This is a genomic window from Streptomyces sp. NBC_00322, from assembly GCF_036147535.1.
Classification (GTDB): Bacteria; Actinomycetota; Actinomycetes; order Streptomycetales; family Streptomycetaceae; genus Streptomyces.
Window position 1 is genome coordinate 7832395 of sequence record NZ_CP108019.1, and the last position, 14950, is coordinate 7847344.

Genomic DNA, 14950 nt, shown 5'->3' on the forward strand with positions numbered 1-14950 from the left:
TGCGCCCGCCCGCGATCCGTCGCCCGCGATCTGCGCCCGGTCAGGCGGCGCGGGGGCGGGACTGGTACAGCCGCGTGTAGTAGCGGCCTTCGGCCTCGAGGCCCGTCGGGTCGTGACCCAGCAGACGGGCCTGCTCGACGGCATTGCGCTGTTCCGCCGAACCGGTGAACAGCCGCTGCGGATAGGCGTGCGCCGGGTCAGTCTCGGTGGCAAGACCGAAATCGGCCAGAGCGGAGATCACCGGCTCGTAGTCGACGGTCCGCAGGACGAACGCGGTGACCCAGAGGGGTATCTCGGCACACTCCAGCAGGGCTTCGAAGGTGCGGCGGGTGATGTAGCCGATTCCTCCGGTGACCGTTATCAGCCCGGTGCCCGCGACGGCACGCCTCAGCTGCTCACTGGGTGCGTGCTGCTCCAGGTTCTCGGCGTACCCCTCGTCCAGCAGGCCGACGGCCAGGGCATAGCGCACCGCCTGGTCCGCGGCGTCGAGACCGATCGCGGGAGTCGCGTCCTCGCGGCGTCGCGAGGCGTAGAACTCCTTGTCCAGGTCGATGAGTTCGGTGGTGGTGAGGGATTGTGCCTCCGGGCCCGTGTAGTGCGCGTACAACTCGGCCAGCGTGAGGTCGTGGTTGAGGAGCGCGGCGTTGATGCCGTACGAGCAGCACAGATCGAGGACCGTGACGGGGCCGCCGGTGTCCCCGGCCGCGGCCCGGTCGGCCCGGGCCCTGCGGAACGCGTCCTGGGCCTGATGCGGAATCTCGTACTGCAGCGGGGCGAGCCGACGGAAGTAGGCGCGCGGATCCGGCCGGTTGTAGATGTCGTCGAAGCGGCTCTTGCCGGGTGTCGTGGTGCTCGTCCGTCCTCGGTTCATGCGGCATACCTCCGCGGTTTGGGGAACAGCCCTGCGCCCAGGAACGTCTATCCGACGTCCGGTGTTGGCCGGTAGGGCGCGGGGGGCGGAACCGGCCACCTGCGCGGTTCTACGGATCTTCGGCCGTTCCGCTCGGGTTGTGGCCCGTAATGAACGCTACGCCGGGCGATGTCGTACTACTCGGCAGGCCACCCCGCCCACCCAGGAGGTCTGCCGCGGATGATTGACCATCGTCGCACTGTCGCCGCCGTCGCGCTCGTCGGTGCCGTGCCACTCGCACTCAGCGTCACCGTCGCCGCCGCCGGCGCCGCCCAGGCGCACGGCGCGCCGACCGATCCCGTCAGCCGGGTCGCCGCATGCAGCTCCGAGGGCGTGCAGCGGGCGTCGGCGGCCTGCCGGGCCGCCATCGCCGTCAATGGCGGATCGGCGTTCGAGGACTGGGACAACCTGCGCGTCCCCGGCGTCCGCGGCAGAGACCGGCAGTTCATCCCGGACGGACAGCTGTGCAGCGCGGGCCTCGACGCGTACAAGGGCCTGGACCTTCCCCGTACGGACTGGCCGGCGACGCCCCTGACGGCCGGGTCCGCGTTCACGCTCACCTACCGGACGACGATCCCGCACGAGGGAACCTTCAGCCTGTATCTCACCAAGCAGAGCTACGATCCCGCCGAACCGCTGACCTGGGACGATCTGCAGTCCGTGCCGTTCGCCAAGGCCACCGACCCGGAGCTGCGGGGCGGTTCCTACCGGATCAACGGCAGGCTCCCGGAGGGGCTCACCGGCCGTCACGTTCTGTACACGATCTGGCGGAACTCCAGCACTCCGGACACGTACTACTCGTGCTCCGACGTGGTGATGGCCGACCACGAGGAGTCGAACGACAGCCAGCAGGGCGATACGGGGCCGAGCGTGGCCCCGCCCGGCGACACCGAGCCGGCCGAGGTGCCGCCGAGCCAGGCCCCTACCGTGGAGGCGTCACCCACCGACGTCCCTGTGGGCGGGCAGCAGGCCGCCCAGCCGCCCGTCGAGCCCGTCGGCCGTTCTGCCGCGGCCACGGCGGAACGGGCGAACGACTCGGCTGTGCTGATCGGCGGGGCGGCGTCCGTGCTGGCGCTGCTCGCGGTGGTCCTGTCGGTGGTCCTCAGGCGCCGAGCCACGCGCTAGCGGGTCAGCCGAAGCGTCAGGACCACTTCGCCCGAGCGGTCGTCCGCGAGCTTCACCGCCTCGACCGTCACGGCCGGGTTGTCCAGGATGCGTGCGACGCGCTCCTCGATGCGGCGGCGTTTCGTCGTGCATGTGCGGGCTCCTACCTCAGGTACGCGAGCGCGGGGTGGACGCTGGTGTAGCCGTCGACGAGCCGGCGGGCGACGGTCACGGAATCGACGAGCGGGTGCAGCGCGAAGGCCTTCACCGCGGTCGCGCGCGAGCCGCTGTCGGCCGCGGCGAGCACTTCGCGCTCGACGGCCTTGACGGCGCAGACCAGACCGGTGGCGTGGAGCGGCAGCGGGGACACGGGGAGGGGATGCGCGCCGTTCGCGTCGACGGAGCACGGCACCTCGACCACCGCCGCCTCGTCCAGCACCGAAAGGGTCGCGCGGTTGCGGACATTGAGGATGAGCGTGGTCCGCTGGTCGTGGGCGATGGCCCGCATCAGGGCGAGGGCGACCTTCTCGTAGCCGCCCGACTCCAGGTCGCTCGCGTCGCGCTCACCCGCACCCGCGGCCTCGCGGTTGTGTGCCATATAGGTGGCCTCGCGCTCGGCTCGGGTGCGGTCCCAGGTCGCGAGCGCCGGGGTGTCGGGCCGCTCCATCTCCGCGTAGAACGTGGCCTGTTGCTCCTGGAGGAAGGCGCCGCGGGTCTGCCCGGCCTCCTGATAGGCGCGTACCGCCTCGCGGTTGAAGTAGTAGTAGTGCAGATACTCGTTCGGAATCGCGCCCAGCGACTGGAGCCAGTCCGCGCCGAAGAGCCTGCCCTCCTCGAAGGAGCCGAGCAGCTCGGCGTCGGTGAGCAGCCGGGGGAGCTCGTCGCGGCCGTCGACGCGCAGGCCGCGCAGCCAGCCCAGATGGTTGAGGCCGGCGTAGTCGAGCGAAACCGTTGCGGGGTCCGCGCCCAGGGCATGGGCGACCCGGCGGCCGAGTCCCACCGGCGAGTCGCAGATGCCGATGACCCGGTCGCCGAGGTGGCGGGCCATGGCCTCGGTGACCAGACCGGCAGGGTTGGTGAAGTTGATGACCCAGGCGTCGGGGGCGAGCCGGGCGACCCGGCGTGCGATATCGACAGCGACCGGAACGGTGCGCAGTCCGTACGCGATGCCGCCCGCGCCGACCGTCTCCTGGCCCAGGACGTCCTCGGCCAGGGCGATCCGTTCGTCGGCCGCGCGGCCCTCCAGGCCGCCGACGCGGATGGCGGAGAAGACGAAGTCCGCGCCGCGCAGCGCCTCGTCGAGGTCGGTGGTGACGGTGACCCGCGGCGCGTCGGGCACTCCTTCGGCCTGGTCGGCGAGGACCCGTGCGATCGCGGTCAGCCGAGCGGCGTCCACGTCGTGCAGGACGACCTGGGTGATGCGGCCCTCCGCGTGGTCGGCGAGCAGGGCGCCGTACACGAGCGGCAGGCGGAAGCCCCCGCCGCCGAGGATCGTGAGCCTCATACCTCCACCACCTTCACTCCGGCCTCGTCGACGGTCATTCGGGACGCGCCGCCGCGCTTGCCGACATGCGGTGGGCCAGACCCGGATAGTCGATCACGAGCCCCTCCGCGTCGAACTCCACATCGCTGCGGAAGTCGCCCGACGCGTAGCGGACGAGTGCACCCGTGTCGGTTCGCCCGAGATGGGTGTACGTCTGCCGAGAGGCGTGCACGGTCAGATCGGGCACCGAGACCCAGGCCATCAGGAACGTCCGCTCGCCCGGCGCCAGGTGGAGCCCGTGCCGCAGCACCGGCATGGTGTTGGTGAGCGGACACAGCCCCAGATCGCAGTCGAGCGCGCCGTCGATCTCCGGAAGCTGCTTTCCGCCGGCCGTCCACCGGCCGGAGCCGTCGTGCAGCAGGCGCAGTTCGTGCGAACCGTGGGCGGTCGCGGCGCGCACATGCAGCTCACGGGTCACGAAGTCCTCGTCGGTGTCGAGGTCGTACGAGAGCCAGTAGACCTCCGGCCTGGTTCCGACCGCGCGCCCGCGGGCCTGGAGCGTCGTGCCACGGAGCTCGATCCATGAGGTCTCGTACCCCTGGCTCCCGGTGACTTCCCATGTGAGGACGTGCGACGTGACCATTTCCTCAGCCTAATGAGCCGGCGAGGCGCCGCGCTCGGTGACGCGCGCCACGGCGTCTGCGCAGCAGAGTCGCCGATATTTGGCTCAAACCCCTACGCATCGGTAGTAGGACTTGCGTTCGAGGGTGGCCGACATGGTGGGATGAGGCGATGCGACCCCCCACACGCATATCAGCGCATCCACGAAATCCGTACGAAGAACTCGCTCAACTGGCAGATCCCGAGCCCGACTTCAGCGTCTACGACCCGAAGGACCCACTGGAGCTCGGGCTCACCTCCGACCCGGACGACGACGACTGGACACCGCCCAACCACCGTGGCAAGAGCCGGTTCGCGGCGCTGCCCGCGGTGGTGAAGCTGACCGCCGCGGCCGTCCTGTGCACCCTGTGTCTGCTGCTCGCCGACCGTCTCGCGGAGTACTACGCGCAGAGCAGGGCCGCGGACAAGATCCAGAAGTCGCTCGGGCTCGCCACCAGGCCCGACGTGGACATTCACGGTTTTCCGTTCCTCACCCAGCTGCTCGACGAGCGGATCGACCGGGTCGATGTCACCGTGCCCGATGTCTCGGCCGATCGCGTCTCGCTGGCCGAGGTGCGGGCAACCGCCAAGGACGTACGCATCGTCGGGGATGCCCCGACCTCGATCAAGGGCGCCGTCATCGGCGATCTGGACGGCGAGGTGCTGCTCTCCTTCGACGACCTGAACCGTGAACTGGGCGCCTCACAGCTGAAGTTCACCGGCAGCGGCGCGGACGCGGTCCGGGTGAACGGCGAACTCGCCGTCGCCGGACAGGATCTGCGCGTACAGGCACAGGCGCACATTCAGCGCGACAACGAACGCTCCCTCACCACCACCCTGGACGGCATGCAGCTCGACATTCCCCGGGTGGCCACCTACCGGCCCGGCACGGACCCGAAACACTCCGGCCTGCGACTGCACCGCGAGGCCGCCGAGCGGATCAGCAGCGAAGGCGCCCGGCTGAAGGCGCTGCTTGCGGTGCCCGCGATCGTGGACCGGCTCGGAGTGCCCAGGGAGTATGTGCGCCGGGCGCTGCGGAGCGAGGAGGAGCTCCACCGGCTCACCAGCGCACCGAAGTTCATCGAGCGGCTGATGAAGGTCAATCTCGTCGATGTCGTACTGGAGCATCCGCAACTGCTGCGGAAGGTGGGCATCGATCCCGGTGTGGTCGAGGCGCTGCTCGCCCTCAAGCCCCCGGAGCTGTCCGAGCGGCTGTCGCTCTCCTTCGAACTTCCCCGCTCGCTGAAGGAGTTGCGGCTCCAGCACATCACCGTGGAGCGCGACGGCATCAAGGCGCGCGTGGTGGGAGCCGGCCTGCGTATCGGGCAGTCCGGCGGCTCCTGAGGTGACCCGACGCTTTTCCGGTACGGGTCCCACCTCGCACAGCCGTACCGGAAAAGCGGGTCGCCGGGCCTGATCAGGTGTACATCAGTGAGCCCGGCGTGGTCAGCAGCTCGCCCGTTTCCAGCCAGGTCTTGAGGCCGGAGAGGATCATCGGCCAACCGCCGTACAGCTGCTCGTTCGCGCCCTCGCGCAGCTGGTCGTGCGTGACGGTGAGCCGGCAGGAGTCGCCGACGGGCTCGATGTCCCAGGTGACCCTCGACGTGCCTTCGGCTTTCACCTCGTCGCTCCAGAGCGCGACCATGCTCTGGACGAGCTTGCGCGGTGGATCGATTTCGAGGATCTCGCCCTCGCCGAGCAGGCCGTCGGCCTTGGGGGAGCCCATCTCGAAGCGCCCGCCGGGCTTCCAGTCCGAGGTGACCCGCATGCCGAAGTTGTACTTGCTCCGGATCTCGGGGTCGGTGATCGCCTCCCAGAGGCGCTCAGGGGTGGTGCGGATGTAAATCTCGAAGACCTTTTCCACGGGGCTCTCCAGTCGGCTCTTGAGGCCGCTGAGTGCGGCCGCCCAGGGTTCCGCGTACTTGCTCACCCACCGGTCGTGGACGAGCCGGATAGGGACGGGGTTCAGGAAGTGGAGCTTTTCCCGGCCGCGGCGTCTGGTCACGATCAGGCCGGCTTCCTCGAGCTGCTTGAGGTGCTTCATCACGCCGAAGCGGCTGATGCCGAAGCGTGCCTCGAGCGCGCTGAGCGTCTGCCCGTCCTGACGGAAGAGCTCGTCGAGGAGGCTGCGCCGCGTCGGGTCGGCCAGTGCCTTGAACACTTCGTCCATGCCATCCAAAATAGGTGACCGTTTGGTCACATGTCAATGGCGCGCCTAGGGTGATCGTGCAGCTGGTTCGCCCTGCCCTCCAGGCAGACGCGTCGCAAGAGGGAATCCGGTGGGAATCCGGAACTGCCCCGCAGCGGTGAGTGGGAACGACCGCCGTCATACGCACTGGATCCGGCAGCGGATCCGGGAAGCGACGGCCAGTAGGTGCCTGCGTACGCGAACCCGTACGCGAGGGCGTGCCCATGAGTCCGAAGACCTGCCACTGCCCGTGCGCGAACGCGCGCGGAGATCTCGGTGACCTCGTGGGCGGGTCGGCGGCATGGGCAGACGGCTGTTTCTGCCCTCCTTCGCGTCCCACGAGCTGTCCGAGGTCATGGACGAGTACTCGCGAAGGAGAGTTCCGTGACCAGCACATCCACGGCCGCAGGATCCAGGGCCACCGTCCACGGCTACCCCCGCCAGGGCCCGAACCGGGAACTGAAGAAGGCCGTCGAGGGCTACTGGAAAGGCCGCGTCGACGCCGGCGCCCTGAAGGAGACGGCCGCCCGGCTGCGCCGGGCCACCTGGCAGCAGCTCGCAGGCGCCGGTATCCACGAAGTCCCCACCGGAGACTTCTCGTACTACGACCATGTCCTGGACACCAGCGTCATGGTCGGCGCCATTCCCCCGCGTCACCGGGCGGCCGTCGACGCCGACGCGCTCGACGGCTACTTCGCCATGGCGCGCGGAACCCAGGACGTCGCGCCCCTGGAAATGACCAAGTGGTTCGACACCAACTACCACTACCTTGTCCCCGAACTCGGCCCCCAGACCTCCTTCGCAGCCAACTGTGCCAAGCAGGTCGCCGAGCTGAAGGAAGCGCTCGCGCTCGGTCTCACCGCCCGCCCGGTGCTCGTCGGGCCGATCACCTATCTGCTGCTCGCCAAGCCCGCGCCCGGAGTTGCTTCCGATTTCCAGCCGCTCACCCTGCTGGACCGGCTCCTGCCGGTGTACGCCGAGGTGCTCCGCGAGCTGCGGGCCGCGGGCGCCCAGTGGGTCCAGCTCGACGAACCGGCCCTGGTCCAGGACCAGCCGCCCGCCGTGCTCGGCGCCGCGGGCCGTGCCTACCGCGAGCTCGGAGGGCTCAGTGACCGGCCGAAGCTGCTGATCGCCTCCTACTTCGACCGGCTCGGCGACGCACTTCCCGTCCTGGCCAAGGCACCCGTCGACGGACTGGCCCTCGACTTCACCGGCGCGGCCCACGCCAACCTCCGCGACCTCGCGGCCGTCGGCGGACTGCCCGGCAAGCGGCTCGTCGCCGGTGTCGTCGACGGTCGCAACGTATGGATCAACGACCTCGGGAAGTCGGCCGCCACCCTCGCCACCCTGCTCGGGCTGGCCGGCCGAGTGGATGTCGCGCCGTCCTGCTCCCTGTTGCATGTGCCGCTCGACGCCGCCGCGGAACGCGATGTCGACACACAGGTCGCCCGCTGGCTGGCCTTCGCCCGCCAGAAAACGGCCGAGGTCGTCACGCTGGCCCGCGGGCTGACAGAGGGCACCGACGCCATCGCCGCCAGGCTCGCCGCCAACCGGGCCGACCTGCTCTCCCGCGCCACGTCCGCGCTCACCCGCGACCCCGCCGTTCGCGCCCGCAGCGCGGCCGTCACCGCGGCGGACACCCGGCGCAGCCTCCCGTACGCGCAGCGCGCGGCAGCCCAGCGCGTACGTCTGCGCCTTCCCCTGCTGCCCACGACCACTATCGGCTCGTTCCCGCAGACCGTCGAACTGCGCACCGCACGGGCCGACCTGCGGGCCGGGCGCATCGACACCCAGGGGTACGAGGAGCGCATCGAGGCCGAGATCCGCGAGGTCGTCTCCTTCCAGGAGAAGACCGGCATCGACGTACTCGTACACGGCGAGCCCGAACGCAACGACATGGTCCAGTACTTCGCCGAACAGCTCAGCGGCTATCTCGCGACGCAGCGCGGCTGGGTCCAGTCGTACGGCACCCGCTATGTCCGGCCGCCGATCCTGGCAGGCGACGTCTCCCGCCCCGATGCGATGACGGTCCGCTGGACCCGCTACGCCCAGTCGCTCACCGACCGTCCCGTCAAGGGCATGCTCACCGGACCTGTCACCATGCTCGCCTGGTCCTTCGTACGAGACGACCAGCCGCTCGCCCAGACCGCGCGTCAGGTCGCCCTCGCCCTGCGTGACGAGGTGAACGACCTTGAGGCGGCGGGCAGTTCGGTGATCCAGGTGGACGAGCCCGCGCTGCGCGAGACGCTGCCGCTGCGCGGCGACGGCCACGAGGCCTATCTGGCCTGGGCGACGGAGGCCTTCCGGCTGACCACCGGCGGCGTACGTCCGGACACCCAGATCCATACGCACATGTGCTACGCCGAGTTCGGCGACATCCTCCGGGCGATTGACGATCTCGACGCCGATGTCATCAGCCTGGAGGCCGCCCGCTCCCACATGCAGGTGGCCGGCGAACTCGCCACGGCAGGCTATCCGCGCGAGGTGGGACCGGGTGTCTACGACATCCACTCACCACGGGTGCCGAGTGCTGAGGAGGCAACCGCGCTGCTGCGGAAGGGACTTGAGGCGATTCCTGCCGAGCGGCTGTGGGTCAACCCCGACTGCGGTCTGAAGACGCGCGGCTGGCCCGAGGTGCGTACCTCACTGGAGCACCTGGTCGCCGCGGCCCGCGAGGTCCGCGCCGGGCTCACGATGTCGTCCTGAGCCGTTCGGTTCCGGGGCGGAGCCGCATCGAGCCCCGCCCTGGAACCGCTAGGCCGTGTCTGACAAATAGCGCCGTCCGCCCGCAGGGCGGGTGCGCGGCGTCCGGTGCGTGCAATCGCAAGGCGGAGGATCATCCTCGTACTGGACGTACTTGGATGACTCCGACAACGCAGCGAGTGTGCGTGCCGGGTGTCGCGCGCCAGGCGAGATTTGTCAGACACGGCCTAGTGCGGTCGCTGAAACGCCTGAAGGATCCGTTCCGCCGCCAGCGTCGCCGTCAACTCCCCGTCCCGCACCTGCTGTTCGAGGCCGGGCGCGAGCGCGCGCACCCCGGGATGGCTGCGCAGCCGGTCCCGCAGCTCGTCGTGGACCATCGTCCAGGCCCAGTCGATCTGCTGGTCGCGGCGTTTCGCGGCCAGCCTGCCCGTGGAGTCCAGCAGCGCCCGGTGCTGTTCGAGACGTTCCCAGAGAGTGTCGAGCCCGGTGCCTTCCCGCGCGCTGCAGGACAGCACCGGGGGAGTCCAGGCGGCGTCGGCGGGGTGCATCAGCCGCAGCGCACCGGCCAGTTCACGGGCGGCGGAGCGTGCGTCGCGCTCGTGCGGGCCGTCCGCCTTGTTGACGGCGATCACGTCGGCCAGCTCCAGGACGCCCTTCTTGATGCCCTGCAGCTGGTCACCGGTCCTGGCCAGGCTCAGCAGCAGGAAGGAGTCCACCATGTTGGCCACGGCGGTCTCCGACTGGCCGACCCCGACCGTCTCCACGAGCACCACGTCGTAGCCGGCGGCCTCCATCACGATGATGGTCTCGCGGGTCGCCTTGGCCACTCCGCCCAGCGTGCCCGAGGTGGGGGACGGCCGCACAAAGGCGGCCGGATCCACCGCGAGCCGTTCCATCCGGGTCTTGTCGCCCAGGATGGAGCCGCCCGTACGGGTCGACGACGGATCGACGGCGAGGACCGCGACCCGGTGGCCGAGGCCGGTGAGCATCGTGCCGAGCGCGTCGATGAACGTGGACTTGCCGACGCCGGGCACACCGCTGACGCCCACCCGCCGTGCCGTACCGGAATACGGCAGCAGCTCGGTCAGCAGCCGCTGGGCCAGCGCACGGTGATCGGCGCGCGTGGACTCGACGAGCGTGATGGCACGGGCGATGTACGCCCGCGACCCCTCACGCACGCCCTTGACATAGCTGTCGATGTCGAGGGTGGGACGCATCCGGGGCACAGTCCTACAACTCGTGGCCGAGCGAGGCGCCCAGCGTCTTCACCAGGTCCTGCGCCGCATCCGGGATCACCGTGCCCGGCGGGAAGACCGCCGCGGCTCCGGCCTCGTGCAGCGTCTGGACGTCCTGGGGAGGAATCACCCCGCCCACCACGATCATGATGTCGTCCCGTCCCTCGGCGGCCAGTTGCTCCTTCAGCGCCGGTACGAGGGTGAGATGCCCGGCCGCCAGCGATGACACGCCGACGATGTGGACGTCCGCCTCGACCGCCTGGCGGGCCACCTCTTCAGGCGTCTGGAACAGCGGGCCGACATCCACGTCGAAGCCCAGGTCGGCAAAGGCCGTGGCGATCACCTTCTGGCCGCGGTCATGACCGTCCTGGCCCATCTTGGCGACCAGGATGCGCGGACGGCGGCCCTCGGCCTGCTCGAACTCCTCGACCAGCGTGCGGGTCTGCTCCACCGCGGGTGACGTCCCTGCCTCGTTCCGGTACACACCGGAGATCGTACGGATCTGCCCCGAGTGCCGCCCGTACACCTTCTCCAGAGCGTCGGAGATCTCCCCGACGGTCGCCATCGCACGGGCCGCGTTCACCGCGAGCGCCAGCAGATTGCCCTCCAGGCCGGAGCCCGGACCCGACCCGGCGGCCGCGGTCAGCGCGCGCAGCGCGTCCTGGCAGGCGTTCTCGTCCCGCTCCGCACGCAGCCGCCGCAGCTTCTCGATCTGCTGGGTGCGCACCGAGGAGTTGTCGACCTTGAGCACATCGATCTGCTCGTCGGTCTCCACGCGGTACTTGTTCACACCGATCACGGGCTGGCGTCCGGAGTCGATACGGGCCTGCGTACGGGCCGCCGCCTCCTCGACGCGCAGCTTGGGGATGCCCGCGTCGATGGCCTGCGCCATGCCGCCGGCGGCCTCGACCTCCTCGATGTGCTGCCAGGCGCGGCGCGCGAGATCGTGGGTGAGCTTCTCGACGTACGCGCTGCCGCCCCAGGGGTCGATGACCCGGCAGGTCCCCGACTCCTGCTGGAGCAGCAGCTGGGTGTTGCGGGCGATGCGCGCCGAGAAGTCGGTCGGCAGGGCCAGCGCCTCGTCGAGGGCGTTGGTGTGCAGCGACTGGGTATGCCCCTGGGTCGCGGCCATCGCCTCCACGCAGGTGCGGGTGACGTTGTTGAAGACGTCCTGCGCCGTCAGCGACCAGCCAGAGGTCTGGCAATGGGTGCGCAGCGAGAGCGACTTGGGGTTCTTCGGGTCGAACGTCTTCACCAGCTTCGCCCACAGCAGCCGCGCGGCGCGCAGCTTGGCGATCTCCATGAAGAAGTTCATGCCGATCGCCCAGAAGAACGAGAGCCGCGGCGCGAAGGCGTCCACGTCGAGTCCCGCGCCGATACCGGCCCGCAGATACTCCATGCCGTCGGCGAGCGTGTACGCCAGCTCCAGATCGGCCGTCGCACCGGCCTCCTGGATGTGATAGCCGGAGATGGAGATCGAGTTGTAGCGGGGCATCTTCTGCGAGGTGTACGAGAAGATGTCCGAGATGATCCGCATCGAGGGCCGCGGCGGGTAGATGTAGGTGTTGCGGACCATGAACTCCTTGAGGATGTCGTTCTGAATGGTCCCGGCCAGCTTCTCGGGCGGTACGCCCTGCTCCTCGGCCGCCACGATGTACAGCGCCAGCACCGGAAGGACGGCGCCGTTCATCGTCATCGACACGCTCATGCGGTCCAGCGGAATGCCGTCGAAGAGCTGCCGCATGTCGTAGATCGAGTCGATGGCCACGCCGGCCATACCGACATCGCCCGTCACCCGGGGATGGTCACTGTCGTAGCCGCGGTGGGTCGGCAGGTCGAAGGCGACCGACAGACCCTTCTGCCCGGCGGCGAGATTGCGCCGGTAGAAGGCGTTGGACTCCTCGGCGGTCGAGAACCCGGCGTACTGACGGATCGTCCACGGCTGATTGACGTACATCGTCGGGTAGGGGCCGCGCAGAAACGGCGCGATGCCCGGATACGTGCCGAGAAAGTCCAGCCCGGCCAGATCCTCGTCCGTGTACAGCGGCTTGACGGGAATGCCCTCGGGCGTCTCCCACACCAGATCGCCCGCGCCCTTGCCGGTGGACTCCTTCACGGCGCTGCGCCACTGGTCCCCGGACACGCCGGACGCGCTGCCGTGCCCGAGTTCGATACCTGAGAAGTCGGGGATCCTCATCACGCCACTCCCATTCGGTCCAGCGCGGAGGTCAGAACGGCGACCGCGTCGCCGCCCGCGACGACGAACTCGTCGACTCCGGCCCGTACATACGTCTCACGCTGCTCACCGGGACGGCCCGCGAGGAACACCCGCCGTGCCCCGGCCGCCTTCAGCGCCTCGGCCACCGGCGCGGCCTGCTCGGCGTAGAGCGTGTCACTGGAGCAGACGCACGCCACGCTCGCTCCACTGGCGGTGAACGCCTCGGCGACCGAGGCCGCGTCGACGGACACCGGGTCATGGACCGGTTCGATGCCGCCCGCCTGGAAGAGGTTGGCGGCGAAGGACGCGCGTGCGGTGTGCGCCGCCGCCGGACCGAGCGCCGCCAGGAAGACGCGCGGCCGGTCGCCGGTGGCCGCCAGATGGGCGTCGGAGCGGGCCCGCAGGGTTTCGAAGGCCTCGTCGCGGCGCACCTTCGGCAGTCCGCCCGAGGGTGCCGCCGGCGCGGGGTCGCGCTCGACCGGAGGCTGGTCAAGGATCGGGAACTCGCTGACCCCGGTGACCGGTTCGCGCCGCTTGGCGAGGTTCTTCGTACGGTTCTCCCAGGTGGCGCCGATCCGCGTCGACACCAGACCGGCGCGCAGCGCTGCCTCCTGGCCCCCGGCACGCTCGATCTCCTGGAACCAGGCCCAGGCGGCCTGCGCCAGCTCGTCGGTCAGCTGCTCCACGTACCAGGAGCCGCCTGCCGGGTCGATGACGCGGCCCACATGCGACTCCTCGACCAGGATCGTCGAGGTGTTGCGGGCGATACGGCGGGCGAAGGCGTCGGGCAGTCCGAGCGCGTGGTCGAAGGGGAGCACGGTCACCGCATCGGCCCCGCCGACGCCGGCGGCGAGGGAGGCGACCGTGGTGCGCAGCATGTTCACCCACGGGTCGCGCCGGCTCATCATCACCGCGGACGTCACGGCGTGCTGGCGCTGCGCGCCCGCTGCCGGGTCCGCGCCGCAGGCCTCGGCGACCCGGGCCCACACGCGCCGCGCGGCACGCAGCTTGGCGATGGTGAGGAACTGGTCGGCGGTCGCCGCGTACCGGAATTCCAACTGGCCGCAGGCCGCTTCGACGCTCATTCCCGCCGCGGTCAGCTCACGCAGCAGTGAGACACCGGTGGCCAGCGAACAGCCCAGCTCCTGGGCGGCCGAGGCGCCGGCCTCGTGGTACGGCAGCGCGTCGACGGTCAGTGCCCGCAGCCCGGGGTACGTCGCGTGGCACAGCCGGGCGAGTTCGGCCGCCGCGGCCGTGAGTCCGACGATGTCCTCGTACCGGCCGGTGCGAGCGGCGTGCCCCAGCGGGTCGGCGCCGAGATTGCCGAGAGCGGCCTCGGGGGCGACGCCCCGCTCCTCGTACAGACGCAGCAATTCCCGGGCGGCGGCGTCGAATTCGGCCCCCGCGTCGAGTACGACCGGGGCGAGGTCGAGATAGACGCCCTCCAGGACGCCGGCCAGTGCGGAGAGGGGAACTCCGGCCGGGCCGACGGACAGCCAGAGCGAGGTGACCCCGTTCTCCAGGTCCGCGAGCACCGCCTCGTTCGCCCGCAGCGGATCGGGCCGGTCGTGGCGCTGGCGTACGTCCCAGCCGGAGACCGCGCCGCCTTCGGGCCTGCCGCCCCTGGTGAAGGGGGCGAAGCCCGGATAGCCGGCGCCGTCCGCGCCGTCGCGTGCCGAGTCCGCGGTGTACAGAGGGCGGGTGGCGAGCCCGTCCTCCATGGCCGTGGACAGCACGTCATCGGCCGCCGTGTCCGGGGCGTCCTTGCCTGCCTTGCGCAGCACGCCGGCAACCAGCAGCTGCCACTGCTCGTGGGTCGCATCCGGGAATTCGGCGGCCAGTGAGAACCCGTCATCGGGGAGGACCGTCATGCTCAGATGCTAGGTCAAGGGCGCAAAGGTGCAGCAGGGGAGAAGGCTGTGACCTTGCACTCTCAGGACCGCCCTTGATCCTTCGCTCGCGATGGCCTATTCCGCGGGCCGCGCAGGTGGTGGCCAGTGCGGTGGCGATCAGCGGGAGTGCCGTCCAGGGCAAGTCGCCCGCGCCTGCGCCTTCCAGGACGATTCCACCGATCAGGGAACCGGCGGCGATGCCGATGTTGTAGACGGTGGCCTGCAGGGAGGTGGCCACGTCCGCGTGTGCCGGTCCCGAGAAGTCGACCAGCGCGGTCTGCGGCAGCGTAGGCGCTCCGCCGAAGGCCGCGCCCCACACAGCTGCGCCGATGAGCAGGGCGGCGGGAGCCTGCCCGAAGAGACCGAGGAAGAGCCTCGCGGCCGCGATCAGCGTCGGCGCGGTCAGCAGGGCCGACCGGAGGTGGCGGTCGACGAGAACGCCGACGGTCCAGATCCCGGCGACCGTGGCGACGCCGAAGACCAGGTCCTCACACATCCGGGGCAGCAGCCCGGCCGGGAGCAGCGGTCGACATGCGACCATGGTGAGACCTTCACAT

General features: G+C 70.3%; 11 protein-coding genes and 1 riboswitch. Of the genes, 3 read left to right on the forward strand and 8 right to left on the reverse strand.

The window, feature by feature from the left end; all coding sequences use genetic code 11:
* Positions 1-40: 40 nt before the first annotated feature.
* Positions 41-871, reverse strand: coding sequence for a hypothetical protein (locus OG905_RS35760; protein ID WP_328680954.1), 831 nt, complete (start codon positions 869-871; stop codon positions 41-43).
* 219 nt (positions 872-1090) lie between these two features.
* Here OG905_RS35760 and OG905_RS35765 point away from each other — a divergent pair, with 219 nt between their 5' ends.
* The gene (locus OG905_RS35765) at positions 1091-2035 is read left to right on the forward strand and encodes a lytic polysaccharide monooxygenase auxiliary activity family 9 protein (RefSeq protein WP_328680955.1); all 945 of its coding nucleotides are present in this window, start codon (positions 1091-1093) and stop codon (positions 2033-2035) included.
* A gap of 142 nt (positions 2036-2177) precedes the next feature.
* On the opposite strand, the gene OG905_RS35770 is transcribed toward OG905_RS35765, so the two are convergent.
* Both OG905_RS35770 and OG905_RS35775 read right to left on the reverse strand, forming a co-directional pair.
* On the reverse strand, positions 2178-3518 hold the full coding sequence (locus tag OG905_RS35770) for a 6-phospho-beta-glucosidase (protein ID WP_328680956.1): 1341 nt from the start codon (positions 3516-3518) through the stop codon (positions 2178-2180).
* Positions 3519-3552: 34 nt separating this feature from the next.
* Entirely contained in the window at positions 3553-4140 is a 588-nt protein-coding gene (locus OG905_RS35775; RefSeq protein ID WP_328680957.1) for a putative glycolipid-binding domain-containing protein, read from the reverse strand.
* A gap of 149 nt (positions 4141-4289) precedes the next feature.
* On the opposite strand from OG905_RS35775, the gene OG905_RS35780 reads away from it, so the two are divergent.
* Positions 4290-5501, forward strand: coding sequence for an LmeA family phospholipid-binding protein (locus OG905_RS35780; protein WP_328680958.1), 1212 nt, complete (start codon positions 4290-4292; stop codon positions 5499-5501).
* A gap of 73 nt (positions 5502-5574) precedes the next feature.
* Here the strand turns inward: OG905_RS35780 and OG905_RS35785 are convergent, their stop codons facing one another.
* A complete protein-coding gene (locus tag OG905_RS35785) occupies positions 5575-6327 on the reverse strand; it encodes an ArsR/SmtB family transcription factor (protein ID WP_328680959.1) in 753 nt (250 codons plus the stop codon).
* Between the two features lie 45 nt (positions 6328-6372).
* Positions 6373-6605, forward strand: a riboswitch (cobalamin riboswitch).
* Positions 6606-6729: 124 nt separating this feature from the next.
* Here OG905_RS35785 and metE point away from each other — a divergent pair.
* Positions 6730-9051, forward strand: a complete 2322-nt coding sequence (metE, locus tag OG905_RS35790) for a 5-methyltetrahydropteroyltriglutamate--homocysteine S-methyltransferase (protein ID WP_328680961.1) — start codon at positions 6730-6732, stop codon at positions 9049-9051.
* A gap of 224 nt (positions 9052-9275) precedes the next feature.
* Here the strand turns inward: metE and meaB are convergent, their stop codons facing one another.
* From meaB to OG905_RS35810, 4 genes are read right to left on the reverse strand one after another with little or no spacing between them, the layout of a single operon-like run.
* Positions 9276-10265, reverse strand: a complete 990-nt coding sequence (gene meaB / locus OG905_RS35795; protein ID WP_328680963.1) for a methylmalonyl Co-A mutase-associated GTPase MeaB — start codon at positions 10263-10265, stop codon at positions 9276-9278.
* 13 nt (positions 10266-10278) lie between these two features.
* The gene (scpA, locus tag OG905_RS35800) at positions 10279-12480 is read right to left on the reverse strand and encodes a methylmalonyl-CoA mutase (protein WP_328680965.1); all 2202 of its coding nucleotides are present in this window, start codon (positions 12478-12480) and stop codon (positions 10279-10281) included.
* Positions 12480-14372, reverse strand: coding sequence for a methylmalonyl-CoA mutase family protein (locus OG905_RS35805; protein ID WP_328680967.1), 1893 nt, complete (start codon positions 14370-14372; stop codon positions 12480-12482). Before OG905_RS35805 ends, scpA begins: the two co-directional genes overlap by 1 nt.
* Entirely contained in the window at positions 14353-14934 is a 582-nt protein-coding gene (locus tag OG905_RS35810) for an MFS transporter (protein WP_328680968.1), read from the reverse strand. The genes OG905_RS35805 and OG905_RS35810 overlap by 20 nt, the downstream gene beginning before the upstream one ends.
* Between the last annotated feature and the right edge of the window lie 16 nt (positions 14935-14950).